This window comes from Agarivorans sp. 2_MG-2023 (genome assembly GCF_030548085.1).
Classification (GTDB): Bacteria; Pseudomonadota; Gammaproteobacteria; order Enterobacterales; family Celerinatantimonadaceae; genus Agarivorans.
The window spans coordinates 600,693-625,932 of sequence record NZ_JAUORQ010000001.1; the positions used below are offsets into that span (position 1 = coordinate 600,693).

The window sequence follows — 25,240 nt, forward strand, 5'->3', positions numbered from 1 at the left end:
CTTAAAGCCTGAACAACTGCATGCAATTTGCGCTGCATTTGATTTGCAACAATATGAGCGAATTCAACTTTGGTTGAATGGTCTGTAGTAGCTCAGACTTGAACTCTCAGTAGCCTTCTGCTTAACGCATTACTGGTTACTGAGTAGTTTTTGAGCTTGCATGAAAATAGCCGCCTACACAGAGCGGCTATCTTTGAACTTGCTCAGTAAAAATAGCTAACCCAGTTTACGTTTGTTCATACAGTTTTCTGTGTCGACATTACGCGCCTTACCAGCAAACCAAATAAACTCACCATCAATAAACCTAGCGAGCTAGGTTCTGGCACTTCAACTATTGTTGGTTGCCTTACAAGTAATGAACCTAGCATAGAGCTAGAATTAGATTTCCCTCGAACTCGATTATCATTATTTAAGCCTGCATCTACTCCAGAGCGGCTATCAAAATATCCTAAGGGTGTCCTGGCCTGCATATAATCTTTATATCCTGTGTGGATATTTTTTGTGGCTAGGGATCTATAAAAGCCGTCGGCGGCAGCGGCTTCTCCTATGCAGCTAAGTCGCAGCTCATCAGAACATTCCCTGTCTTTGCCAAACAAAAATTGTGACACGTCATAGTTGTCCCAGGTGCTGTTATTTAGCTTGAGGTCTACGCGGCTTAAGCCGAAGCTAGTATCCATGCCAATCCCACCAAAGTAATTGATAAACCAACTCGCTCCAATAAAGTTATCGTTAGAAAAACCTAGATAAACGCCGCCCCATAGCGAGTTAAGCAAGGTGGCAGTTTCATTACGTGTGGCATAACGCCAATCATTGGCTTGCCATTGGTTGCCAAAGCGATCTGTCCATCCGCCGTCGGCTTCAACGTATAGTCGAGAGTAACTTTGCGAGTAAGTAAGCGGCATCCATTCTAAACCTTGTAGGGCCACTTCTTTGCCATTTTCCAAGGTGTAATCCCCACTTATAAACGTGGCGTTAGCGGTAAACGAGCTAACAATTACTACGAATGCAGACAGTGTTTTAGTAGCTTTCATGTTAATCCCTTTTAATAAGGTAACTTGCTGAAATATCCAAATTGACAGAATTGTCATTTTTATGCTGAATGCAAGTCATTAGCCAGTATTTAAGGACTTGAAAGCGCATTGATTTAAAACTGTAATAAAACAATTTGTAAGTAAAACCGACAGTAATAAACGTATTTAAGCGCCCTTCTCTATCGACATTTCGTTCCAAAGGACAGGAATAGACTAAGCAAAATCTTGGTATAACCGCAGAGAGAAATTGGCAGAAATATGAAGTTATTTGGTTTAAATGAGGGAAGATTCTAGATTTTTGATGGACTGCTCTGCACAACAACCGGCCAATGTTTAAAGCCTGAACAACTACAAGCGATATGCACTGCATTCGATTTGCACAATATGAGGGTGTTTAGCTTTGGTTGAATAATCATAGAACAGCGATTGTCCCCGACTGGGTTGTCGAGGAACAATCTAATTCTAAGGTTGTTTCATATAAGTAACGCTAGTCTACTCGTGCCGGTAATATCGGGATATCGGCATTTAAGCTTTATTGCAATTGCTAGAATGGTATTTCATCATATTCTCTAAGAATTTTAAGCTTGGATGCTTTGCTTAGTTTAAGGTAGTGCTCATAGCTCAACTCGAACTTGTCTTTTAATCTAACTTCCCTTGAATTCAACGAACCATCGAGGTAGCAAACAACAGTTGCAACTCCTCTTACGCCCCGGTCAAACATTAACGCTTTGATTTTTCGATTCCGGGCATCTAAAAAACGTTCAATTGTAAACCCATCTATCTGTACGGCAAATTCCCACCAATTCGGGGGCGACTCTATTGCCAAGCTGTCAGCTAGCGAATTATCTATAAAGTTACTACTACCCGCAGCGGAGCTAAGAAACTCAAAGAACTTAGTTGCTTCACTTTCTGAATCTATAATAGAAATTGAATCGTTTGCACCAACTGAATCAACTTGTCGATAAATACCTTTAATTAATTCTTCGATTTTTTTAGAAGCAATTGACAAATTTGACACGGATTCGTTTGTTGTTTTTAGTTGATTTGATACATTTCTTTGAGACAGAAAATCGAAGAACATGCCCGACCATTGCTTTCTAAGGCTGTCGTGAAGGTCTCTCGCAAACTTAAATCCAAAAAAGCCGTTGTTTTTTGACGGGCTTCGAACAGTATCTATGAAATCAAATATATTTTCAGCGTACTCTTGCTTCTCCATAGAAGGGTATTCAATATTTTTTGAATGTCTTTTACCTTTGTTCTTCTGATAAACATGATGGTCAGCAAGTACATCCTCTTTAACAAAGGAAAATATAGGAATGTCCTTTTCTTTAGCTGCAACATATTCAGCATTTGTAATGGACTTGGATTGTTCTATTTTGTACCTTCCACCGAAACGGCCTCCGATAATCAATATGAATAACTGGCAGTTTGATATTTCATTTATGCAGCTTTCATGAGTATGTAAATCAGGGTGATAAAAAACATCACCTCTATCACTCATTACAACTTCAAATCCAAAGCCTTCACAGAATGAAGTTAGACTATCTCTAACTTCAGCTAAGTCAAAGCAAGTGGAACTTATAAATACTCTAGGTGCTGCCAATTGAATCTCTCTATATCTAAATAGCCATTGATAGTATAAATATTATCATTTTTCGTCATTGACATCAGCTATTTAAAGCAAATATAGGAGACTAAGCGCAATAGCGTTGAGAGCTAAAGGCTATCACCAAAAAAGTACAAATTAGGCGAATCAGGGTGAGAACATGAACGGTTTTTGCTCGCAATCAGATTGAGTAGCATTCTGAGTTAGTTTGCTAAGCGCACAAGTTTATAAATTGTAATTAATCCAAACACACATTGGTTACATTTTAAGAAATCACGCTCTGTCCCACCAACTTGGTTTACTTAAACAACTTAAACGCTTTCGAGTGGCTGGTTTTCCGCTTGGTGCCGCGTTTCTTTTTCGTAGTTCTGGTCTTAGCTTTTGCCTTAACAATGCCGTCACCTTTTGGATATTTGTAACCTGGTTTAAGCTTGCCTTTGTTCACTTATCAAAGATTAAGCCAAGCGGCTTTTTGCAAACACTTGTTGTCCCTTTACCCAAGTCGATGAGATAGATAGCGGTGAGCCGTCTATTTCATCTAGTAGTATAAAGTCGGCATCATAACCTACCTCAATCTTGCCTTTACTATTGCCTAAACGGCCTGCTTTAGCGGGGTTTTCACTAACAAACTTCCAAGCATCAAATAGCGACAAGTTATTGGTGTTTACTGCGGTAAACGGAGCGCTGAACAAACTTGGGTAGTGATAGTCGCTACACAAAATATCTACCACGCCATGTTCTATGGCTTCTTTCACACTTATCGCGCCTATGTGTGAACCGCCTCTAACTAGATTAGGCGAGCCCATTAATACTGCAGCGCCGCCCTTTTGGCATTGGCGTGCAGCGGCTTCCGACATGGGAAATTCGGCAATAGATACACCTAATGAGATAGAACGCGCCACTTCTTCTAGGGTTTCATCGTCGTGAGAGGCTAATGAAATGCCTTGTTGTGCTGCAATTTTGGCTAAGGCTGTGGCTTGTTGTTCACCCAACTCTCTGTGCTGCTGTAGGTTGAGAAGAAACTGGTTAATGTCTTCTACCGACATTGATACTCGCCTGCGCATACCCGCTAAATAACGTTGTATTTTTCGTTCGTTATTGAGTGGTGGTAGGTGATCGTTTAGCGACAGTAAATGTATTCTTCCGCTTAGGATCCAATCTACCAACTCTTCGTGTTTTTCAACATTCACTTTTTCATGGCGAATATGGATGCGGGCTTGGCAACTAAAACGAGGCATGAGTTTTTCCAAGGCTAATAGCAACTCGCGAACGGTATCGCGGCTGCGTGGCCCTGGCTCAAAACCATCGGTAATGCTGTAGTAAAAAGTGGTAATGCCGCTGGCTACTAAGCTCGCGTCGTTCGCCGCTAAAGCTAGCTCCAAAGGAAAATGGGTGCCTGCACGCGGTGCGATATGTCGCTCAAAAGCATCGCCATGCAAATCGATAATACCCGGTAAAATGTATTGGCCTTGGGCATCAATGTGCTGGGCATTTGAGTGGCAAATCCCCTCACCTATCTCTGCTATTTTTCCGTTTTCGATCAGTAAACTGGTGGGTTGGCTCCAACCTTGTTCACTGAGTATTTTAATATTTTCTATAACTACTGTTTGCTTATTCATTGCTCTTACTATCTCTTATATCTATATCAAGCTTGCTGGAGATTTAGGCCAACAAACTTAGTTTGTTCAGGGTGGCTATTTGCTTTGGCGTAATAGACGGTTGCGGGTAGAAGATGAAAACTGTTCTACGGCAAATACCAAGATGAAAATCATTAGCACAATCATGGCGGCTTGATCGTAACGGAACATTTCCATTGATACCGCTAACTCAGCGCCAATACCGCCAGCGCCCACTAAACCAAGAACCACCGATGAACGTACCGCTTTTTCTAGAGAAAATAGACTGATGTTAATAAAGCTCGGCATTGCGCCGGGCATTAATACCACCGCTATTCTGTCCATGGGGCTTGCGCCAATAGAGGCCAGCGCTTCTGATGGGCCAGGGTCTACTTCTTCCATTGATTCGGCAAAAAAGCGGGCACAAAAACCAATGGTATCGACGATGATGGTTAAGGTTCCTGCAAACGGCCCTAAACCCACTGAGGCAACAAAAAATAGCGCCCAAGCTAAGTCGGGAACAGTTCTAAAAAAACTCACTACCGAGCGAGTAATGTGGCGAACCACCGGATTTGGCGAGGTATTGCGCGCAGCCAATATGGCAATGGGAATGCTTAACGCAATACCTATCACAGTGCCCACCAGTGCCATTTGAAAGGTCACCAATATGGCATTGGCCATGGGCCAAACACGATCGGTGGCTGGCGGTACCATTTCACCAGCAATGGTGGCCATATTTGGAAAGCCCGATAACAACTCAGACAGTGACAGCCCAGCGTTGGCAGTAGACCATAAGAAAAACAGCAAGAATAAGGCAACTAATACCTGACTTAATATACTCGGTCGCTCGAAGCGAAGCGGCGCGCCGAAGTTAGTTCTGGTTTCATCGTTGCTTCTTGTAAATCCCTTATTGCTTAACTTATCCATAAAAGGCTCGCAAACTTTGCAGACTTTGAGTATTGGTTGCGCTGTCTAAAGACAGTTTTCGCGCTTGCAAACCTAATACGCGGTCGGCGTATTTCAGTGCATGTTCAATATTGTGTGAGACAAAAAACAGGGTTAGCCCCTTGTCTTTCACTAGTCGCTCAAACAACTCCATAATTTCTTGCCCGGACTGCGGATCAAGGCTGGCGGTGGGCTCATCGGCAAACAAAATCGTTGGCTGTTGCATTAAGGCACGCGCGACTGCGACCCGTTGTGATTGCCCACCAGAGAGTTGGTCGCACCGTTTTCCGGCAAGGTGAACCAAACCCACTTGCGCAAGACAATCCATGGCGCGGTCTCGAACCTCTTGCTTGGCTAAGCTGTGTAGCCAGTTTCTTGGCCCTTGGCTATAGGCCAAGTTGCCGTGAATAACATTGGTTAAGGCGGATAATCGCGGCACTAAGCAGTGTTTTTGAAATACAAAACCCACTTTGTTTCTCACTTTACTGAGGTTTCGCCCAGACTTTTTATCAATGGTTTCGCCATCAAACACAATTGAGCCGCTATCTGGTTCAATCAGTCTTAAACAGCAGCGAAGCAAAGTACTTTTGCCCGCGCCATTTGAGCCAATCAGTGCCACAGATTGAGAGGCACTTATTGAAAAGCTCACATCAGAAAAAATCGGCGTATTGCTATTATCGAAGCTTTTTGAAAGTCCACTCACTTGGAGCAGGCTTGAAGCGGCCGACACACCAGCACTTGCTAACGAACTCGGCTCAGCATAATTACTCATAGTGATTACTCGCCAATGAAGTCTGAGTATTCCGGGTAACCAGCGGTTGCGTACATAGCGCGTACATAGTTGTAGTCACTGTCTTTGATGCCAGTAAGGAAGCGCATGCCAGCGTACTTTTGGTTGTCTTCGCCTTTAAGAATCGCAGCGACTAGCTCATCAGAGTGGTTAATAAAGGCTTGTTGCATGTTTTGAAACATTTTGTCGTTGATATGGCTGCCCGCCATTAACACGTCGTTTGGCAGATCGGGACCTCGAGCAACCACGCGGAATTCACCCGGCTGTAAACCGCCCTTTTCAATCTCTTTATTACGCAATGAGATAAATTTTAAGTGGTTAATGCCAATCGCAGACACATCGCCTTTCTTGAGCGATTCCCAAAGAACCGGAACCTTGGTATTAACCATGTCTACGTCTTTAGCAGGGTTTAAGCCTGCGTCAGCTAGCGCTTGAATTGGCCCAAGGTGCTTAGAGGTAGAACCAACAGAACCTAAACCAATTTTTGTACCTTTAAGTGAAGCGGCATCGGTATATGGGCTGTCTGCCATAGTGATGATTACTGCGAAGTAATCTGGGCGAGAGAAGCCAGCTACAATTTTTGCCTTTGAGCGTTTCTGCATTACTACGTATTCAGCTGGTCCAGTGAGTACAAAGTCCACTTTGTTAAAGCGCAAAGCTTCCACTGCTGCAGTACGATTAGTCACGGGCAAGAACTCAATGTCGTAGCCCGTTGCTTTAGACAAAGTATCTTTAAACGCACCAAATTCACGTTGTAACTCTTCCAAACCGACAAGATCTGTAACGGCCAGCTTAACTGTTTCTGCATTTACTTGAGATGCAAATGAAAGAACTAAAGCGGCTGCCATGCCTGTTTTCTTAATCCAATTTAACATTTTGATTCACCGAAATTTTTGATTGTTGTTGAAGAAGTGAATTCAATAGTTACGAGGAAGTATTATGGTTTGGTGATGGAAAAGTGATGGATTTATGACCAGCTTATTGAGTGTCTAGACAAGTAATTAGCTAAACAATTGTTAAGGTAGACTAATACCTAGGTTATTTAGCGAATGGTCAGCATAAATCTTTGAATAAAAAAACCTACTTTAAATTAAGCGCACTTAAGTGACCGAACTTTTATTATTGTAATTAGCCACTTATCAAAGGCGTTTCTCTGCAAGTTTCGACCGTATTTTGTTGCCTGAATCTTAAATAGCAACACCGCAAACGCCAATCAAACATGATTAAATACACATCTTATTGATGTAAAAAATAATCGCCGTAGGTACAAATTTAAACGGTGTGAGATGGGCTAAAATTCTATTAGGCCTAGTTTTACTGAATACCCTGTTCAGCAGCCTCTTACATTTTATCAATTCTTCTAGAGGACATTGTTATGAAAGAGCTCATCGTTTTAGCCGTACACGGAATGGGACAACGAAAACCTAACTTTGCAGATGGATTAGAAGACAAACTCACCGAGTACCTTGGCTCAGAAGTAATGAACAAGGTGTCTTTTCAGCGAGTGAAATACTACTCAGCCTTACAAGCTCCGCAAGACCAACTGATTAGCGACATTTGGGATAAGTACCACAATCGATTTAGTACCATTTCAAACCATGGTAGGCGCTTTTTTATGAACTCGTTTTCTGACGCCACCAGTTTAGAAGTAGCCGGTCGAAGGCAAACCAACGATTACATGAAGATTATAAAAGCTGTTCAAGGCGCAATGTTTACCGGCATGGATGAGTGTGGTTTTAACTTAAACGTGCCAGTGGTAATTATTTGCCACAGCTTAGGGGCTCAGGTCATTTCCAATTACTTTTGGGATGCGTTAAATAGAAGCAACGCTAAAGTTTGGGATAAAAATCACAATGACTTTTTAACTAATATTGATGACGGCAAGATTGCTTATCTAAAAGGTAGCAGAGTAAAACTGCTGTTTACTACTGGCTGTAATGTCCCTTTGTTTTTGGGTGGTTTAACCCAGCGACAGTGTTTTGATAAACCTAATCCCCAGTTTAGCTGGCTTAATTACTTTGATGCCGATGATTGGTTAGGTTGGCCCTTGAATGACTTAGGCCCTAGTTACCAGTTTGTGGTAGATAAGTGTGTACAGGTTGGCGGTATTATTAGTGGTAATACGCCTTGGAGCCATACTCAATACTGGACAGACGATAAGGTTTACCATCCTTTCGGCGACCACATAAGTGGCTATTTAGGGATGTAGTAAAGGAGTTTGCGGGAACTAAGTTGTTAAGCCGTGCAACATTGCAAAGTTGCACGGCTATAGCACTACAATACTTCTGTTTTACCGCTGCGGTCGTAAGAAATAACGGGTGTTAGCAGCGGCTCATCTCTGCCTAGGTATTTGGCAAGAATAATCAGCAATACCATTGTGGTTTTAGGAAGGGCTTCGGTAAATAAGCCACTAAACCAACCTCTTACCCTTATAAACGATTGCATGGTGTCTATTAGATCTTCATTGGCTTGGTTAACGATGTTTATATAGGCTGTTGGATCCTTAGAGTTTACCGATTCGATTTGCTGAGTGAGCTTGCCGTAAATAGCTACAAACCGCGACAAGCGCTGTGCATTGCTTAACATGTTTTGTACTTTCTTTTGTAGAAGACTATACGATGTATGAGCGCCCGAAGGTGCCGAGCTTGTAACTTCGGTATCTAAAAATGCTTCTAGCTGGCGCTTATTGATCTCACCAGCTTTGCTGGCAGTTTCGATTTGGCCTTTTTCGGTGCTAGATAATGTCATGTTGTATAGTAGTTCGATTGCACTGGCTTCTATTTCACCTGCGTCTGCGTTGGCTAACGCACCAATATCTTTAGTACTTAAGCTTAAATGGCATTCGATGATTGAGCGTGATAACTGCTTACTTTCGCAAAGTACTTTGAAACGGTCTAAGGCTAAAAGGTAGCTTTTATTGTCAATTAAGGGCCACGGTTCTTGAGTTAAGGGGGCTAAAAATTGTTGCATTTCTGCTGGGGTCATTACGCCTTTGTCTTCAAAGCTTAATCCAATACCTATATTGGGGCTGCCGCCAAACTTAAGCGCTGCTAATACATCAAAAGCACTAACAAATTCTGCGCTTCTGCTTTCTTTAAGTGTTTTAGATGTGTGCCTAACAACGCTTTTTGCATTAAGCGCTAACAGTTGACCGGTGTGATCAACCTTAGCCTGAGCAATTTTTTCTATGAAACTTTGCTCAGAGAAGCTAAAGCTGTCGCCTAGGTTAAGCTTAAGCCCAATCTCTTTAGACACTTTGCTGCTTTTAACCAGCCAACCAGATAATTGGCTTAAGTTGCCTTTGTTTTGCATAGCATGTAGTGCATCTAAATTAAGTTGTTTGCCTAATAGCACATCTTGATACAAGCTCTGCGACGCAGCACTACTCGTGTTTAGTAAATTAAAACTGAGCATAGCTTGATTATTAGTTTGTTTACTATGCGAGCCATACACCGATAAACCAAGCTGCAGATCGGCGGCTTTTTTGATTGCTTTGCTAAATGTTGTTCGCGCTTGGTTATATTGCTCTAACCAAGCAGTAACACAACTTGTTAGCGCTTCTACCAATTGCTGATTATTCAGCTGACCTTTTAGTTTGGTTCTAGCGTCTTTAAGCTGCTTTAGCGGAGTAAGCAAAGGCTTTACTTGATCTTGCGCGAGTTCTGCGATGGATGAGATTTCGTCCAATACTCTCTCTTTAGCCTTGTTACAGCTTTTTCCCACTAAATCTTTTAGTTTTAACCGCTCTAACATGGCCGGGGTTAAAAAGGTGTGTTCTTCCAAATATTGGGTTATTTGCTCGGATACGTCATCTGGATGGCTCATCCAATCTAGGTGTTTTACACTTAACGCTAAAGACAACTTCTGTTTAACGGCTGCGCCTACTTCAGCAGATAAGCCATCACTATTACCATCTGCCACCAAGAATGCGATATCTTGCCAATTCTCACTGGTGATCTCTTGTGCCAAGTGCTCATCAAACTGTGCTAATAGCCATGTACCGGGCTCTTTATAAGCTTCTAATAAGTCTTGAAGCTTTTTAGCGGCCCCATCTAATGGCTCCAACGGTGTTGCTAAATAGGCCTCTGCAACTTTATCTAAGCCCTCTAGGTTTATCATGGCGTCCAGGCTTATGCCTTTGTCGCGTATATGGTTGCTTAGTTGGTGAACGTCAATTTGGAGCCCTACATCCGCAGGTTTTATTACTATTTTAAAGTCACCAGTGAAGGCATAGCTGGCTTTTAACGCTACGCCTGCGCTGGTATTCACTTTGATGTCGAGTACTTTATTGCTGCTAGATACACTCCAAACATGGCCCAATGTAGCGGTAGTAGAACTTGAAACCGCTCTAGTTTGATGAATGATGACACCCTGCATAGCGTGTTTGGGATACTGAGCGTTGATAACATTGGCTAGTTTTTCTATTGAGAGCAGCGGCATTTTTTGCTTAACCAATTGGCCTAAAAAGCTGATTAGCTTTTGGTCATGTGCGACAGCGCAAACCACTTTAACCCGCCATTTTAGGTTAGCCCGACTATCGTTTGCCAAATTGAGCAGTTTAATCGGTAGGTTAACACTTACGCCGTTTGCCAGTTGTAGCTCTTGGTCTATGGCTACTAAGGCCATGTTAGCTTGCTGAAACTCAGAGTATTGTTCACTGTCTGTCGGTAAAACAAGATCAATGATTAAGTGACCACCAATGCGCCCGGTAACCGATAATCCAGTGCCTAGCGGCACCTTCCATTCTTCTGTGGCGAGTTTAAGAGAGGGGTCCGCAGTAACTTGATCAACAAACGAAAATAAACTTCGAAGCTCGGCCGCATCAATACCCACTTTGCTAAGGAGTTTTTTAGCGCCATTATCTAATGCATCCCATGCTTTAGCAGTACCCTGTTCTATTACAATGCCTTCAATCTGATCAACTTTCTTAACCAGTTTACTTAAGGCTTGATTAAGGTCTAAAAGTGCCATTGTTGAATCCCTTCGATAACGTGGCTAAGTGGAAAAACCGTAATAATTAGAAACAATAATAATCATAGCTCAGTTAAAGACTAGAGATTTTGAATTTATGAAAATTCATTAGTAACCAAGGCTTTGACCTATAAAACCACGAAAGGTGTTAGAGAGTCTTTGTTTGTAGGCAACATATTTGCTTTTGACATTACTGGCGAAGGCTATGCATTGTTTTGCTTTCTATACTCGCTGGGAGTGCAACCGGATATGCGAGAAAATTCCCGGTTAAAATTAGATTTTGTCTGAAAACCAGAGCTCATAAATACCTGAGTAACAGTATGGTCGGTACTTAACAAGTTGTGTTGCGCGTGCTGTATACGGTATTCGTTAACTAACTTAGAGATGTTTTTCTTGTGAATCAGGTTTACCGCAATTGATATCTTTTTTGCTGGGATAATGAGTTTTCTAGATAATTTAGACAAGGTTAAATCTGGGTCCAAGTATAATTTTTTTTCATCCAACAATTGTTCTAATTGATTAACGATATCCTGCGCTTGTTCCGCTAACATTTCTTGATTTGCGTTTTCTTCTCTAGACTCTGGAGCCCCACTTCCTGCGTGTTTTTCTTGGTTTGGCGTGCTTACACCAATAACGACCACCGCAAAAGACAGCACCGGTAGTAAGAAAAGGTGACCAATAGTCACTATGAGCAAAGAAAAGCTGCCGTGATTAAACATGAAATCTAAAGATACTATCGAGTCTATTGCCGCTGATGCTAAGAGCATCCAACCCGCCAGGTGTTCTGCTCTTTTAACCCCTTCCCAACGGCTTAAGGAAATGTTGATTAACAAGGTGTTTTGGCTAGCATGGCGTAACAGTGCTATGCCATAAACCACATATATAGAGGTAATAAGCGCATCTAAAGGCGGAGTCCATAAAGTTTGGCTTAGTACCGCTAATAGCACTAGGGCTGGGCCTAGAATATGGCGCAGCCTTAGAAATGGCGTTGCTCTGCTGCTCTTTGTAAAACAATACCAAGCTATAACCGGTATTAAGGATGCTAAAACCGGTTGCATATATTGCAGTAAGGGCCAATTTACGGTCCACCGCAGCCCAACTACTGCGGTGGTTATTGCACACACTCCCAAAAACAAGCAGCTAGTTTTGGCTAGGTCTGGTGAGCGGATATACAAAATTATCGCCATTAAACTAAGCAATAAAGACACGACAAAAGGCACCGGAATAGCCAGCATAATGAGTTATTAACCTTTACTAAATTTATAAATCCTTGCTTATAACAATATCTGCACCTGCATTGATTACCTAGCCCTTAACCAACAAAAACAGGTTTTAGCACGTCCTAAAACCTGTTTGAGGACGTTTTTGATAACGACATAGCCACACTAAGGCTTATTCATTTAGCAATAGGAATAAGTGTATGAATTTTTATATTTTAGCTTGGCAGCGTTACTTTGATTTTTCTGGATACTCAACCAAACAAGAGTTTTGGATGTTTATGTTGATTCACTGCCTTATCTGTTTAGCGCTTATTGTATTGGCCATTGCCGTGCCAAATGCAGAATGGCTAGACACTGCTTATAACCTTGTTAGTTTTATTCCGATGGTTGCGGCTATTGTTCGCCGCTTACATGATACGGGTAAACCTGGTTGGTGGAGCTGGATATTTGTACTGCCCATTGCAGGGCCTTTTATACTCGTTTACCTGCTGTGTTTGTCTAGCGTCATTCAACCACAAGCGATGAGGTACGTATAATGAGAAACATACTTTTCACGTTAGCATTGATAGCTGCTGTGTTTACTGGGCAAGCAGCCACAATTGATTTAAACCCACCCAAAGTGTTGGGTGTTTTAAAGGTGAAACACACGACTGAAGGCAATTTGCTTTGGTTACAAGGGCGCGTAGGCGAAGGACAATATTCAACTATTGATGATGCAGGCAAACAATGCTCAATTGATGTGCCGATTGCCATTGGACACTTAACCAAAACACATATTGGCATTGTTAAGCAACCAGGATTAGAGATAGCAATCACAAATCCTGAGTTAAATCATCAGCTGCTTAGCGGTAAACCAGTAGCAAGTGACAATTGGATATTTAGACCCGCTGACGATTCGTTGCCAGCAGACGGTTACCTAGTGAGTGGCATAAACCCTGAAGAAAGCTTTGTTTTAAACTCGCGCAGGCGATGGATATCTTGGCTGTTGAATGACCAACCAAACTTGGTTTGCCAATAAATCTGTTCCAAGCAGGTTGCTAGTTGATTAAACAATCTTTGTCAAACTGTTAAATGTAACAGTAACCAAATCAGCCAGTAAGTGCTTTAATTTACTTAACTAATCAGTACTCGCGTTCTGTTAAGTTGCTAGGGACTCGGTAGTTTATCTACTGGCCCCCCTAACCTACATGCTAGTTGAACAATTTTGCCTTTTGTTGCCACTAAATGATTTAGTGGCTTTTTTTTGGCTTGTGAAATGCTGAGCAACTTTACACCTTCTGTTGGTTAGCCCTGCTTGCGGCACGGCTAACCAACATATGTTGAGTAAAGATCTCTCTTATAGCTACAATTTAAACGAGCCAACTAACTGATCAAGCTGATTAGACAGGCGCTGTAAGTGACTGCTGGTGTCGTTTAGCTGCTCTGCTACATCGGCTGTTTCTACTGTAAGCTGATTAATATCTTCAACATTACGATTGATTTCGCCCACCACGCTCGATTGCTCTTCTGTTGCAGTGGCCACTTGGATGTTTTGATCATTAATATGTTCTATATGCTCACTGATCTGAACCAAGGAGTTGTTGGCATTTTCAGCTTGCTCTACCACTAGCAAACTCTGTTCGCGCCCTTGAGACATTGCATTTACAGCTCGAGATGATTCGCCTTGTAGTCGGTTAATCATGTTTTGAATTTCTTCTGTAGAGCCGGCAGATCGGCTTGCTAGGTTTCTTACTTCGTCGGCAACAACTGCAAAACCGCGGCCTTGTTCGCCAGCTCGTGCCGCTTCAATGGCCGCATTAAGTGCGAGTAAGTTAGTCTGGTCGGAAATACTACGAATGGTGTCTAAAATAGAGCTAATTTCTCCAACTTGGTTAGCTAACGATTCTACTACTTCAGTAGCCTGGCCTAACTCATCGGTGAGTACCGAAATCTGCTCACGCACATTGGCTACTGTTTCACCGCCATGCTTAGATTGATGGGTGGCTTCTTTGGCCACTTCAGCAGCCTGTGAGGCGTTTCCAGCAATTTCTCCTACCGTTGCCCCTAATTCATGAATAGCGGTGGCTACCTGTACGGTTCTATCTCGAGAAGTCGTACAGTTTGTTTGAGTTGATTGCGCTCGCTGCTGAACTTCTACTGCTGTATTAGCAAGTTCATTAGAACTGGAAGCGACTTCCTTTATTGCGTGATGGATTTTTGAAATAAAGCTATTAAAACTAGTGCCAATGGCATTAATTTCATCATTTCCAGATAGCTCTATGCGAGTGTCTAGTGCCATGTTGTCGGCAGCCGAAGCAATGGTGCTTTGTAGATAGCCTACTCGGCGTTTCAAACTAAGAACAATATAGGAAGATACAACAAACGAAATAATTAAGCCTAAGCCAATGATTATACTCATTAAAAACTGACCACTAGCGTAGCTACTTAAGCTTTGCTCGTGTTGCTCTTTAGCTTGCTCTAGCAAAGAGTCCATAATTGCCGACGTCTCTTTACGCATTGTTCCGTAGGTTTTAGCATAACGGTTCTGGTATATGTCTTTCGCCGTGTCCAAGTCCTTTTTTTCAAATGCGACTAACATGGGCTCTAGCTCATTTTTAACCATATTCTCGAATTGACGGAGCAGTTGCTCTACTTCCTTACGCCGTTGCGGATTAACTTGAGCGTCTACCGCATTTTGAAATGCCTCTCGCATTTCTATAATGTCTTCTTGGCGGGTTTCTCTTACCCTTGTTGTTACACCTTTTTTATCTCGTAAAGAGGTTTCCTGTAACAACATCATATCTATACCCACACGCATTCTCGGTATTCTTGACGCCACCTCTCCCATCGACCGCATCGGCGCAGAGGTATTGAGATACAACTGTTCCGCCTTTTGTTGAATCTTGGACATACTGTTTAAACTTGTCATCCCCACTACTAGAAGTGCTATACAAGGTAACAGCACGGCAAATATGAGCCGGGTTTGTAATGTAAAACGATTGGCAAACATATATCTTCCTTCTTCAAAAATGCTCAAGCAACAAAACGAAGCGTTAAAACCATGATAAAGCTAATGTTATTAAGCATAGTAGGAAGACAATTATTGGTCACTTTTTAGCGAGAGTTTGAACGCAAATCTGCAAGCATTTTACTGATGTACATCAGTCTTTACCGACTAAATCCTTATGTGCAATTATTTACCGTTTATTTGCCAATGCATATGCTGTATAAGCCTGCTGCTAATTACTTTTTTGGGGAAATTGATGTCTAAGTTTTTTTATAAGGGCCGAATCGAGAAAAAGCCGAAGTATGAAAGTTTTGGTTTTACGACCAAGCGAGCTGCAAAGTTGGGCACAAGTGAAAACCCATTGAACTTGACTGTTCAAACCGAAGAGAGAAAAGTGGCTGTTGTGGCACTCGCCGACGAGCACCAACTTGCGGTTGAGGTTATCGTTGACGCGTCATCAGAAGAAAATACTCAAGCCTTAGACGTTTTGCTCAACAAGCCAACCACTACTACTTTTGCAACGACGCCTAAACGTAATGATCCTTGTCACTGCGGCAGCGGTAAAAAATACAAGAAATGTTGTGGATAAAAAAAGGAAGCCGAAGCTTCCTTTTTTAAACTTACTTTAAACTGCGCCAGTGAATTTCTATTTCATTGTCGTCTGAGGTTACGTAAGCTGATTCTTCGGTAATGGTTACCGATAGATCCATGGTACGTTTAACAAAAGAGGCTAAAGTGCTTATCTCTTGCCAGTCAAACTGCCAAACCTGAATACTTAATTGATTAACTTTATTTTCTGTTTGCTGCCACCAAGTATCTGACTTAGCGTTAAAGGTATATACCTTAGCTAACTCCGCTGAACGAGAAGCCTTTTTCATGCGCTCTGGTGTGGGTTCGCCTACATCTACCCATACTTTGGTGTCGTTTTCTAAAGACTTTAACCAAATATCTGGTTCTTCTATTTCACTAAGCCCTTTAGTAAATTCTAAACCTTGTTCTGCGCTATGACAAAAAGCCATGGTGCGCGCCATCATTCGTTCTAACGTTTCGGAGGGGTGTTGGGCAATGGTTAAGTTAAGTGTGTCGTAATAATTTCGATTCAAATCTGACAGTGAAATTCGTAACTTATAGATAGTTGGTTTTAGCGCCACAATTGTGCCCATAGTCATAAAAAAGCTTAGCCTGATTGGCTAAGCAAGTAATCAATGGAGCATGCGCTAAATTAAGCAAAAACTCAATCAGAAAGGTTAACTAGCAGTAACTTAGCCCTAATCTGGGTAAGTATTTCTTATTTCGAGAAATTCGTCGAAATCTTCGACCAAAATATCAACCAGTTTGGGATCGAAGTGTTTGCCTTTTTGTTCAGCAATAAAGGTTTTAATTTCTTCATTACTCCACGGTTCTTTGTAAGAACGTTTAGACCCTAGCGCATCGAATACGTCGGTTATCGCCATAATTCGACCAACTAATGGAATATCTTCACCGGCCAACTGACGAGGGTATCCTGTTCCATCCCATTTTTCGTGGTGGCATAGAGAGATCTCTGCGCCTAGTCGAGCAATAATTTTGTTCGAATCTGCTAATAGGTCGTAACCAATTTGAGCATGGGTTTGCATGATTTTCCATTCTTCGGCATCTAATTTACCGGGTTTATGCAATATAGACTCAGGTATGGCAATTTTGCCTAGGTCGTGTAACGGAGCGGCGTGTTTAAACACTTCAACAAACTCTGCATCGAAGCCCAACTTTTGCGCCATCAACTCACAGATTAACGATACGCGTTTAACGTGTGACCCAGTTTCTTTACTACGTTGCTCAATGGCGTCGCCAATAATAAAGATAAGCTCTTTTTGGGTATCTTGAATTTCTTCTTTAATGGTGAGATTTTCAAAGGTTAACGCAATATTGGTAGCAAATACTTCCAACAAACCTTTTTCAATGTCGTCTAATGGCTTCTCATGTTGAACATACAACAAGCTCACACTGCGACTATCGGTTGGATAAAAACCTACGTAGCAGTCTTCAGTTACTAAGGTTTTTTTCTCATCGAGCGCACGCTTAAGCAAACTTTTTACGTTGTCTGGAATTTTGCTCTGGTCAAAATCGTATTCATTGTGTTCGTTGGTAACAAAGTCACCGGTAGCAGCTAACACGTTAAAAGACTGGTGCCGTAAAACGTCTTCGGTAAGAGTCGTAATGTACATTGCTGAGCTTTCTAGCTGGAAAAGCTCAACCAATTGTTTGAGTACAGCTGAACCAAAGTGGTATAGCGTTTTACTTTTCAATACCAAAGAAGTTGATTCGATAACTTGTAATAAACCGGTGCGATGACGCTCAATAAACAGTATGTCTCGATAAGAGCGGATCGCTGAATAGGTGATTGTTTTTAGTTTGGTGGCGGTGAGTTCGGTTTTACTTTTGTAATCATTAATATCGTAATCTTTAATTACCGACTCTTCAGGCGCTTGGCCTGGTTGGCCGGTTCGCAAAATCAAACGAGTAGCATGGTTTTGATGAGTTTCTCGGATCCAACGTACTAACTCTAAGCCAGCATGGTCGGTTTCCATTACTACATCCACCAAGGCAATGGCGATGTCGTCGTTTTCTTGGAAGATTTTTTGCGCTTCTTCCGCACTATAGGCAGAAAGAAACTCCAATTTGTAACCATCTATTTCAACGTCAGATAAAACTAAGCGAGTAACGGAGTGAATTTCGGCTTCGTCGTCAATGACAAGTAATTTCCAGGTTGCTTTGGTAACTTCTTCAGCTGGTTCGTCGATATCATCGATGAAAAGAAAGTCACTCATGCGTCGCTCCATATTCTGTAGATACAGTAAAATTAGAACAGCAAATGCATAATATCAAAGAGTATTAGGGTGTTGCAGGCAAAAACTTAGAGGCTAAGCGTATTATCCATACGTTATTGATTCAAAATCTATTAATAGTTCGATAAAATCCACTCAAACTCAATTACTTGAAAACTATGGAAAGCCGCCTAACTAGCTACAACGTGTTTCCTTCTCTAGTCATACTGTCTGTGGCTGCTGGAATGTTGATTTGGCACTCTGCTTTGTCTAGCAATACAAGAGACATTATTTACTGGATGCCCTACGGCTTAGCTGCCATTACCGCTATGTTGGCTTTGCAGTTTAATCGTCGGCAGCTTATTGCGGTTGTCATGGTTAACTCGTTTAGTTACTGGATTATTTCCAATTATCTTCAGCAGCCTTTAGACGTGCCCGAAGCGAAAACAGCTTTTACGCTAATCTGTTTATTCATCCCATTAAACTTGGTGTTAAACCAGTTTATTAGAGAAAACGGCAGCAAAACGCGCAGAGCTTGGTTAAGTTACAGCTTTATACTGTTACAAGTGGCTGCTATCTCGCTAAGCATTAATTACTTCGCCGCTGATATGCTTGGGATTATCGATGAGTGGTTTCCTCCTCGCCCCTTAGATGGCTTAGTGATCAGTTTACACGCCCTTGGCTTAGCCACATTGTGTTTGGTATTGGCCTTTATTCGCTTTTTAAACCAGCCCACCAGTTTGTCTATTGGTTTGTTTTTTAGTTTTGTCGCCAGTGTCTTTCCTTTGGCGTTCCTCGACAGAGAAGCGATTTCGTCAGTGTTCTTTGCAGCGTCGATGCTAATTATGTTGTATAGCGGGTTCAGTGCTTCACACGAATTAGCCTACCGAGACGAGTTAACCGGTTTACTTGGCAGACGCATGTTGTTTGAGAAGCTGGCTGGTATGTCTAAAAATTATAGTTTAGCGATGGTAGATATTGATCACTTCAAAAAGTTTAACGATACCTACGGCCATGATGTTGGCGACGACGTGCTGGCAATGGTGGCGTCTAAACTCGACCAAATAGAAGGCGGCGGCCAAGTGTTTCGTTATGGCGGTGAAGAGTTCACAGTATTATTCAAAGGTAAAAAGCTCGACCACGCACTTGCCTTTTTAGATGATATTAGAGAAATAATCTCGGAAACGCCCTTTGCTATTCGTGATAAAACCAATCGCGATAAAGGCGACAAAGCCGCTCGAGACGAAGAGGCTAAACCCAAAAATACTGTACAGATTACCGTAAGCATCGGTGTAGCAGAAAAAGCTAGCCATCACGCCAACGCTGAAGAAGTGATTAAAGAGGCTGACAACGCTTTATACAAAGCGAAGAACAAAGGTAGAAATATAGTGGTGGGGTGAAAGTTTGGTTAAGCGCCTTAGCGCTTAACCAAAAAGCTTTAAACTACTGCAGCAATTGCCGCACAAAGCGCTTCCATATTGTTTTTAGTCATACCCGCTACGCTGATACGACCAGAACCTACGATGTAAACACCGTGCTCTTCTTTTAAGGTTTGTACTTGTTCTTTGCTTAAACCAGAGAACGAGAACATACCGTTTTGACGTTGGATGAAGCTATAGTCACCCGTTGCGCCTTTGGCAGCCAAAGTTGCCACGAACAAATCACGCATCTCTTTAATTCGCTCACGCATGTCAGCAACTTCAGCATTCCATTGCGCTTTAAGTTCTGGGTTTTGCAAAATGGTCGTAACCACTGCCGCGCCATGTGATGGCGGGTTTGAGTAGTTCGCTCGAATCCCAGCTTTAACTTGGCTAAATGCTACTGCGCCTTGCTCTTTGTCGCTAGCGACTAAGGTAAAGGCTCCAACACGTTCGTTGTATAAACCAAAGTTTTTAGAAAATGAACTTGCTACTAGCAGTTCTTTTATCTCTTTGGCAAAAATACGCAGGCCAGCAGCGTCTTCTTCAACACCCTTAGCAAAACCTTGGTATGCAAAGTCGAACAAAGGTAGCATTTTTTTGCTAGCGGCTAAGCTAGCAAGTTGTTGCCACTGCTCGGTTGTTGGGTCAATCCCTGTAGGGTTATGACAACAGCCGTGGAACAACACTAGGTCACCTTCGGCAACGTGTTCTAGCGAGCTTAGCATTGCGTCAAAGTCTAAATCTTTAGTTTCAGCATTGTAGTAATCGTATGCTTTAACTTCTAAGCCTAAGGCTTTAAAGATATTGCCGTGGTTTGCCCAAGTTGGATTACTCACCCATACAGTACGAACACCCAAATGGTTGTAGGCAAACTCAGCTGCATTGTGCAGTGCGCCGGTTCCACCTGGTGATTGAGCGGTAAATCCACGCTGACTGGTTACAATTTCGCTGTTTTCGCCAAACAACAACTTTTGAACTTCGGTGCCATAAGCTGGATTACCTTCAATACTGAGGTAAGACTTAGTGGCTTCGTTTTCTAAAAGTTGTTTTTCTGCAATCTTAACGGTGGCTAAAACTGGGGTTTGACCCGCTTCGTTTTTGTAGATACCAACACCAAGATTGATCTTGTTGGGACGTGGATCAGCTTTAAAAGCTTCGGTTAATCCTAGAATAGGATCTGCCGGGGCGGCGGTTACGCGCTCAAACATATTTTCCTCACTGCTAATTACATACCTGTATTGAGCGAAGATTACCCTAACTAGCCAAACCTGTCTTTAGCGACAGAAAAAAATATCGGGATAATTTTGATTTAACGCACTTTTTTGGTTTAAGCATCTATTTTTGTCAATTTTGAGTAATCGTATTTCCACCATTAGCCACAATCAATTAAGATGCCTACAACGCATTTGAGAGAAACCACTATATGGACTTAAGTTTAGGTTTTATCGTTAAAAAATGGCTGGGATCGCTGTTGATGCCACTCAACATTTCGTTGTTTTTTTTGTTGCTTTCTTTTTATTTTGGCTTAACCAAACGGCCTTATCGTGCAGCAGCGACGTTACTTCCCGCTTTGCTTATATTGATAGTGACGAGTAACCCGTGGTGGGTTAATGAACAATTGTTGGAAAAAGAGCGCGCGGTGCTGCCCCCTAGTCAATTAGTTGATAGCTTTGATTTTGTTGTGGTACTAGGCGGAGGGCATATAAGTGACCCGCTGCTATCGCCCACTGAACAGCTCAGCCGTTCTTCATTTGCTCGCATTATCAAAGGCATTGAGCTGAGTTTAGTTAATCCTCAAAGTCGCTTAATTGTGTCAGGTTATGGTGGCAGCGATCCTAACAGTAATGCTGAGCTAATGGAGAAGGTTGCGCAGCAAGCCAACATTCCACCTGCAAACATCATCACTATTCCTAAAGCGAGAGATACTGAACAAGAAGCCGCGGTTATTGCGACTTATATAGGGCAACGCCCCACTGCTTTGGTGACTAGCGCTACCCACATGCAACGAGCGCTAAAACACTTTAATAAGTATTCGAGCAATATTAGCCCGGTTCCGACAGACTATTTGGGTAAAGAAATTCAAGGAGAACAACAACTTTACGAATTTTTGCCCGACGCACGATTTATCCATCGCTACGATGCCTTATGGCATGAAAAACTGGGTATTTGGTGGCAACAAATTCGTGCTTATTTTTCGTAATCGTTTGTTTTAGATCAGCTATTTTCAGAATTAGACAGATAATTTCGCGTAAACACTACGTTTTTGTAATTTATTCACTATAATCGAGCCAATTTATTTAAAGGAGAGAAGCACAATGAGAACACCTCTAGTAATGGGTAACTGGAAACTAAACGGTACTAAAGATTCTGTTACCGCATTAGTAAATGGCTTAATTGCACCTGCTAAAGCAGCAACAAATGTACAAGCTGCAATTTGCCCACCTGTTGTTTTCTTAGGTCAAGTTGAAGCGTTAGTAGGCGATGCTCCAATCGCTTACGGTGCACAAGATGCTAGCGTAAACACTTCTGGTGCATTTACTGGCGAAAACTCTCCAGTTATGTTGAAAGAGTTTGGCTGTACTTACAGCTTAGTAGGCCACAGTGAGCGTCGTCAGTACCACAACGAAACAGACGCTGTAGTTGCCGCTAAATTTAAAGCTATTCAAGAAAACCAACTAGTACCTGTACTATGTATCGGCGAAACTCTTGAAGAAAACGAAGCAGGCAAAACTCAAGCGGTAGTTGAAACTCAACTTAAAGCTGTTATCGACCTTTGTGGTGTTGAGTCTCTAGAAAACGCCGTTATCGCATACGAACCTGTATGGGCAATTGGTACTGGTAAATCTGCTACTTCTGAGCAAGCTCAAGCTATTCACGCTCACATCCGTAGCTGGTTAGCAGCCCAAAGCGCAACAGTAGCTGAGAAAGTTCAAATCCTTTACGGTGGTAGCGTTAAAGCGGCTACAGCTAAAGAACTTTTCTCTCAAGCAGACATTGATGGCGCGCTAGTTGGCGGTGCTTCTCTAATGGCTGAAGAGTTTGGTGCAATTATTACTGCAGCAAACTAAGATCGTTTTAGCTAAAAAAGCCGCTGTTATCAGCGGCTTTTTTTTGTCTTAGTTTTAGTTAACTCATTTTTACTAATTGTTCCTGCATTTCGGTTATCTCATCACGCACCGCCGCAGCTTGCTCAAATTCCAGCTCTTTAGCATGGTGGATCATTTGCTTCTCTAATTGAGCAATATTTTTAAGCATTACCTCTGGGGTAAGTGCTGCGTATTTAGCTTTAGGTTCAGCAGCTTGTAAAACCTTACTCTTACCAAAGTTACTAATATCCACTACTTTTTTGTTTAGCTTCTTCGGTACAATGCCGTTGTCTACGTTGTATTGATGTTGAATTTCGCGACGGCGCTTGGTTTCGCTGATTGCTTTCCCCATGGAGCCAGTGACTTTATCACCGTAAAGAATCGCTTTACCTTGCGGATGACGTGCAGCACGGCCAATCGTTTGAATCAATGAACGTTCAGAGCGTAAGAACCCTTCTTTATCAGCATCTAGAATGGCAACCAAAGATACTTCTGGCATGTCCAAACCTTCTCGCAATAAGTTAATACCGACCAACACGTCAAACACCCCCATTCGTAAATCTCGAATGATCTCTACCCGCTCTACAGTATCGATATCAGAATGCAGATAACGTACCTTTACTTGGTGTTCAGTTAGGTACTCACTTAAATCTTCCGCCATGCGTTTGGTTAACGTTGTTACCAGAACTCGTTCGTCTATCGCAGTTCTAATGCGAATTTCAGACAACAAATCATCAACTTGGGTATTAACGGGTCTTACTTCTATCTCAGGATCAAGCAATCCAGTCGGCCTAACCACTTGCTCCACAAATTCTTGATTGGTTTTCTCTAATTCGTAATTGCTCGGTGTCGCCGATACAAAAATAGTTTGTGGGGCAATTTGTTCAAACTCTTCAAACTTTAGGGGCCTATTATCCAAGGCAGAAGGCAAACGGAAACCATAGTTCACTAAGTTCTCTTTACGAGACCGGTCCCCTTTGTACATTGCGCCAATTTGCGGAACAGTAACGTGAGACTCATCGATGATTAACATGCCATCAGCAGGCAAGTAATCAAGTAAGGTTGGTGGTGGCTCGCCAGGCGCGCGCGACGATAGATATCGAGAGTAGTTTTCGATACCTGAGCAATAACCCAGCTCGTTCATCATTTCTATATCAAACAATGTACGTTGCGAGATCCGCTGCTCTTCTATAAGTTTATTGGCATCAAGTAGCTGTTTTTTGCGCTCATTTAGCTCTTCTTTAATAAACGAAATGGCGTTTAGAATGGTTTCTCTAGGGGTAACGTAGTGAGTTTTAGGAAATATAGTCACCCGCACCATCACTTCTTCTTCGGCCCCGGTTAGCGGGTCAAAGCTGCTTAAGCGCTCTACTTCGCCGTCGAACAATTCTATGCGTACAGCGTTTTTATCGGATTCTGCTGGAAAGACATCAATCACATCGCCCCTAACCCGAAAAGTAGAACGCTGAAAAGCAGCATCATTTCTAGAATATTGTAATTCAGCCAAGCGCCGCAAAATAGCACGTTGATCGATCATGTCCCCAACGCTTAAATGAAGCATCATCTGCAAATACGACTGTGGGTCACCTAAGCCGTAGATTGCTGACACAGACGCCACTAAGACTACGTCGCGTCTCTCTAGTAGTGCTTTGGTGGCAGATAAGCGCATTTGCTCAATATGTGAGTTTACCGACGCATCTTTTTCAATAAATGTATCGGTAGTAGGAACGTACGCTTCTGGTTGGTAATAGTCATAATAAGAAACGAAAAACTCAACTGCATTATTAGGAAAGAACTCTTTCATCTCGCCATATAGTTGCGCAGCCAAGGTTTTATTAGGCGCCAATATAATCGTGGGGCGGTTTTGGGTGGCAATCACATTTGCCACAGTAAAGGTTTTACCCGAGCCCGTAACCCCTAATAATGTTTGGTGAGCGAGGCCATCTTCTAGACCTTCATTTAAACTACTGATTGCCTTAGGCTGATCCCCTGCGGGTGTGTAATCAGACACTAAGTCGAAAGGTTTTTTCATTATCTCACTACCGATGAACTGTTCTGAGGCTAAGTTTGTCTATTCTACGCAAAACTACTTAGATTTTACTAACCGTATTACCTTTTCAGGTAATTTAAGCTAACTCCAGCAGAGAATATTGCATTATGCTTTTACTCAGTATATTCAGCTAAATTGTGCACAGTAAGATGACTGTAATGAAAAGTAATGCACATCAAATATTTTGTAAAAGCAACAACTTTATATAGCGGTTAAATTTTGAGCTTTTGTACCAATAAATCACTAAGCTATTGATATTTATATCGAATAAGTAAAAACAGATATAGATCAAATTTGCTTCAACTGACCGTAACTGCTGGGCTAGCGCTGATAGTAACTATTTCATGCACACAGTTATCCACAAAATCAGTGGATAACTATCTGTAGATAGCACTAACAAAGGCTTTTCGGCTTTGTGTATAAAACCTGTTCAACAACGCCTGGCTATAAGGAAATGGTTTTTTATGAGATTTAATTATCTGCGCATTATTTATACCAGCTGAGCAACTTTCGATCTGTTGCTTGCAACAACTGGATGTAAGTTGAGCAAACAAACAGAAAATGTCATTTTTGACGTAGAATTAGTTGACACTTATAGGGGCAATTATTACTATGCGCCCCGCACTTAAGCAAAGCGATTCCCCAATAGCTCAGTTGGTAGAGCGGTGGACTGTTAATCCATGTGTCGTTGGTTCAAGCCCAACTTGGGGAGCC

At 42.1% G+C, this 25,240-nt stretch carries 20 protein-coding genes and 1 tRNA gene; 8 read left to right on the forward strand and 13 right to left on the reverse strand.

The window, feature by feature from the left end:
- Positions 1-236 precede the first annotated feature (236 nt).
- The 6 genes from Q4549_RS02620 to Q4549_RS02645 all read right to left on the reverse strand — a co-directional run bounded on the left by Q4549_RS02620 (position 237) and on the right by Q4549_RS02645 (position 6,863).
- A complete protein-coding gene (locus tag Q4549_RS02620) occupies positions 237-1,031 on the reverse strand; it encodes a PEP-CTERM sorting domain-containing protein (protein ID WP_303552753.1) in 795 nt (264 codons plus the stop codon).
- Between the two features lie 544 nt (positions 1,032-1,575).
- The gene (locus Q4549_RS02625; protein ID WP_303552752.1) at positions 1,576-2,634 is read right to left on the reverse strand and encodes a DUF4062 domain-containing protein; all 1,059 of its coding nucleotides are present in this window, start codon (positions 2,632-2,634) and stop codon (positions 1,576-1,578) included.
- A 458-nt stretch (positions 2,635-3,092) separates the two neighbouring features.
- Positions 3,093-4,256 carry an alpha-D-ribose 1-methylphosphonate 5-triphosphate diphosphatase gene (locus Q4549_RS02630; RefSeq protein WP_303552751.1) on the reverse strand — a complete coding sequence of 388 codons (1,164 nt, stop codon included), beginning with the start codon at positions 4,254-4,256 and terminating at the stop codon, positions 3,093-3,095.
- A gap of 75 nt (positions 4,257-4,331) precedes the next feature.
- A complete protein-coding gene (gene phnE, locus Q4549_RS02635; protein WP_303552750.1) occupies positions 4,332-5,180 on the reverse strand; it encodes a phosphonate ABC transporter, permease protein PhnE in 849 nt (282 codons plus the stop codon).
- Entirely contained in the window at positions 5,173-5,970 is a 798-nt protein-coding gene (locus Q4549_RS02640; protein ID WP_303552749.1) for a phosphonate ABC transporter ATP-binding protein, read from the reverse strand. Before Q4549_RS02640 ends, phnE begins: the two co-directional genes overlap by 8 nt.
- A gap of 5 nt (positions 5,971-5,975) precedes the next feature.
- The gene (locus tag Q4549_RS02645) at positions 5,976-6,863 is read right to left on the reverse strand and encodes a PhnD/SsuA/transferrin family substrate-binding protein (RefSeq protein ID WP_303552748.1); all 888 of its coding nucleotides are present in this window, start codon (positions 6,861-6,863) and stop codon (positions 5,976-5,978) included.
- 500 nt (positions 6,864-7,363) lie between these two features.
- Here Q4549_RS02645 and Q4549_RS02650 point away from each other — a divergent pair, with 500 nt between their 5' ends.
- Positions 7,364-8,197, forward strand: a complete 834-nt coding sequence (locus tag Q4549_RS02650; RefSeq protein WP_303552747.1) for a hypothetical protein — start codon at positions 7,364-7,366, stop codon at positions 8,195-8,197.
- Between the two features lie 65 nt (positions 8,198-8,262).
- On the opposite strand, the gene Q4549_RS02655 is transcribed toward Q4549_RS02650, so the two are convergent.
- On the reverse strand, positions 8,263-10,959 hold the full coding sequence (locus Q4549_RS02655) for a hypothetical protein (protein ID WP_303552746.1): 2,697 nt from the start codon (positions 10,957-10,959) through the stop codon (positions 8,263-8,265).
- A gap of 203 nt (positions 10,960-11,162) precedes the next feature.
- Entirely contained in the window at positions 11,163-12,194 is a 1,032-nt protein-coding gene (locus tag Q4549_RS02660; protein ID WP_303552745.1) for an AraC family transcriptional regulator, read from the reverse strand.
- Between the two features lie 185 nt (positions 12,195-12,379).
- Here Q4549_RS02660 and Q4549_RS02665 point away from each other — a divergent pair, with 185 nt between their 5' ends.
- Together Q4549_RS02665 and Q4549_RS02670 are read left to right on the forward strand one after the other, a co-directional pair.
- Entirely contained in the window at positions 12,380-12,715 is a 336-nt protein-coding gene (locus Q4549_RS02665) for a DUF805 domain-containing protein (protein ID WP_303552744.1), read from the forward strand.
- The gene (locus tag Q4549_RS02670) at positions 12,715-13,197 is read left to right on the forward strand and encodes a hypothetical protein (protein WP_303552743.1); all 483 of its coding nucleotides are present in this window, start codon (positions 12,715-12,717) and stop codon (positions 13,195-13,197) included. The genes Q4549_RS02665 and Q4549_RS02670 overlap by 1 nt, the downstream gene beginning before the upstream one ends.
- Before the next feature lie 324 nt (positions 13,198-13,521).
- Here the strand turns inward: Q4549_RS02670 and Q4549_RS02675 are convergent, their stop codons facing one another.
- Positions 13,522-15,168, reverse strand: coding sequence for a methyl-accepting chemotaxis protein (locus tag Q4549_RS02675; protein WP_303552742.1), 1,647 nt, complete (start codon positions 15,166-15,168; stop codon positions 13,522-13,524).
- Positions 15,169-15,418: 250 nt separating this feature from the next.
- On the opposite strand from Q4549_RS02675, the gene Q4549_RS02680 reads away from it, so the two are divergent.
- Positions 15,419-15,754 carry a PBPRA1643 family SWIM/SEC-C metal-binding motif protein gene (locus Q4549_RS02680; RefSeq protein ID WP_201798728.1) on the forward strand — a complete coding sequence of 112 codons (336 nt, stop codon included), beginning with the start codon at positions 15,419-15,421 and terminating at the stop codon, positions 15,752-15,754.
- 31 nt (positions 15,755-15,785) lie between these two features.
- Here Q4549_RS02680 and Q4549_RS02685 read toward each other — a convergent pair whose 3' ends face one another.
- Positions 15,786-16,316, reverse strand: coding sequence for a YaeQ family protein (locus Q4549_RS02685; RefSeq protein ID WP_303509142.1), 531 nt, complete (start codon positions 16,314-16,316; stop codon positions 15,786-15,788).
- A gap of 117 nt (positions 16,317-16,433) precedes the next feature.
- The gene (locus Q4549_RS02690) at positions 16,434-17,972 is read right to left on the reverse strand and encodes a DUF3369 domain-containing protein (protein WP_303552741.1); all 1,539 of its coding nucleotides are present in this window, start codon (positions 17,970-17,972) and stop codon (positions 16,434-16,436) included.
- 242 nt (positions 17,973-18,214) lie between these two features.
- Here Q4549_RS02690 and Q4549_RS02695 point away from each other — a divergent pair, with 242 nt between their 5' ends.
- The gene (locus Q4549_RS02695) at positions 18,215-19,369 is read left to right on the forward strand and encodes a diguanylate cyclase (RefSeq protein ID WP_303552740.1); all 1,155 of its coding nucleotides are present in this window, start codon (positions 18,215-18,217) and stop codon (positions 19,367-19,369) included.
- A 38-nt stretch (positions 19,370-19,407) separates the two neighbouring features.
- Here Q4549_RS02695 and Q4549_RS02700 read toward each other — a convergent pair whose 3' ends face one another.
- Positions 19,408-20,598: an amino acid aminotransferase gene (locus Q4549_RS02700; RefSeq protein WP_303509116.1), complete on the reverse strand. Its 1,191-nt coding sequence runs from the start codon at positions 20,596-20,598 to the stop codon at positions 19,408-19,410.
- 215 nt (positions 20,599-20,813) lie between these two features.
- Here Q4549_RS02700 and Q4549_RS02705 point away from each other — a divergent pair, with 215 nt between their 5' ends.
- Positions 20,814-21,590, forward strand: coding sequence for a YdcF family protein (locus Q4549_RS02705; RefSeq protein ID WP_137673147.1), 777 nt, complete (start codon positions 20,814-20,816; stop codon positions 21,588-21,590).
- Positions 21,591-21,705: 115 nt separating this feature from the next.
- The gene (gene tpiA, locus Q4549_RS02710; protein ID WP_137673146.1) at positions 21,706-22,458 is read left to right on the forward strand and encodes a triose-phosphate isomerase; all 753 of its coding nucleotides are present in this window, start codon (positions 21,706-21,708) and stop codon (positions 22,456-22,458) included.
- A 58-nt stretch (positions 22,459-22,516) separates the two neighbouring features.
- On the opposite strand, the gene uvrB is transcribed toward tpiA, so the two are convergent.
- On the reverse strand, positions 22,517-24,508 hold the full coding sequence (gene uvrB, locus Q4549_RS02715) for an excinuclease ABC subunit UvrB (protein WP_137673145.1): 1,992 nt from the start codon (positions 24,506-24,508) through the stop codon (positions 22,517-22,519).
- A 657-nt stretch (positions 24,509-25,165) separates the two neighbouring features.
- On the opposite strand from uvrB, the gene Q4549_RS02720 reads away from it, so the two are divergent.
- Positions 25,166-25,238 (forward strand) — tRNA-Asn (locus Q4549_RS02720).
- The last annotated feature ends 2 nt before the right edge of the window (positions 25,239-25,240 follow it).

What these genes read in the sequence shown, in the direction of transcription:
- Q4549_RS02705 (WP_137673147.1), top strand. Translation starts at nt 20,814, where the DNA reads ATGGACTTAAGTTTAGGTTTTATCGTTAAAAAATGGCTGGGATCGCTG.
- Q4549_RS02645 (WP_303552748.1), bottom strand. Translation starts at nt 6,863, where the DNA reads ATGTTAAATTGGATTAAGAAAACAGGCATGGCAGCCGCTTTAGTTCTT.
- Q4549_RS02660 (WP_303552745.1), bottom strand. Translation starts at nt 12,194, where the DNA reads ATGCTGGCTATTCCGGTGCCTTTTGTCGTGTCTTTATTGCTTAGTTTA.
- Q4549_RS02690 (WP_303552741.1), bottom strand. Translation starts at nt 17,972, where the DNA reads ATGAGTGACTTTCTTTTCATCGATGATATCGACGAACCAGCTGAAGAA.
- uvrB (WP_137673145.1), bottom strand. Translation starts at nt 24,508, where the DNA reads ATGAAAAAACCTTTCGACTTAGTGTCTGATTACACACCCGCAGGGGAT.
- Q4549_RS02665 (WP_303552744.1), top strand. Translation starts at nt 12,380, where the DNA reads ATGAATTTTTATATTTTAGCTTGGCAGCGTTACTTTGATTTTTCTGGA.
- Q4549_RS02650 (WP_303552747.1), top strand. Translation starts at nt 7,364, where the DNA reads ATGAAAGAGCTCATCGTTTTAGCCGTACACGGAATGGGACAACGAAAA.
- Q4549_RS02630 (WP_303552751.1), bottom strand. Translation starts at nt 4,256, where the DNA reads ATGAATAAGCAAACAGTAGTTATAGAAAATATTAAAATACTCAGTGAA.
- Q4549_RS02640 (WP_303552749.1), bottom strand. Translation starts at nt 5,970, where the DNA reads ATGAGTAATTATGCTGAGCCGAGTTCGTTAGCAAGTGCTGGTGTGTCG.
- Q4549_RS02655 (WP_303552746.1), bottom strand. Translation starts at nt 10,959, where the DNA reads ATGGCACTTTTAGACCTTAATCAAGCCTTAAGTAAACTGGTTAAGAAA.
- Q4549_RS02675 (WP_303552742.1), bottom strand. Translation starts at nt 15,168, where the DNA reads ATGTTTGCCAATCGTTTTACATTACAAACCCGGCTCATATTTGCCGTG.
- Q4549_RS02620 (WP_303552753.1), bottom strand. Translation starts at nt 1,031, where the DNA reads ATGAAAGCTACTAAAACACTGTCTGCATTCGTAGTAATTGTTAGCTCG.
- Q4549_RS02695 (WP_303552740.1), top strand. Translation starts at nt 18,215, where the DNA reads ATGTTGATTTGGCACTCTGCTTTGTCTAGCAATACAAGAGACATTATT.
- Q4549_RS02670 (WP_303552743.1), top strand. Translation starts at nt 12,715, where the DNA reads ATGAGAAACATACTTTTCACGTTAGCATTGATAGCTGCTGTGTTTACT.
- Q4549_RS02700 (WP_303509116.1), bottom strand. Translation starts at nt 20,598, where the DNA reads ATGTTTGAGCGCGTAACCGCCGCCCCGGCAGATCCTATTCTAGGATTA.
- tpiA (WP_137673146.1), top strand. Translation starts at nt 21,706, where the DNA reads ATGAGAACACCTCTAGTAATGGGTAACTGGAAACTAAACGGTACTAAA.
- phnE (WP_303552750.1), bottom strand. Translation starts at nt 5,180, where the DNA reads ATGGATAAGTTAAGCAATAAGGGATTTACAAGAAGCAACGATGAAACC.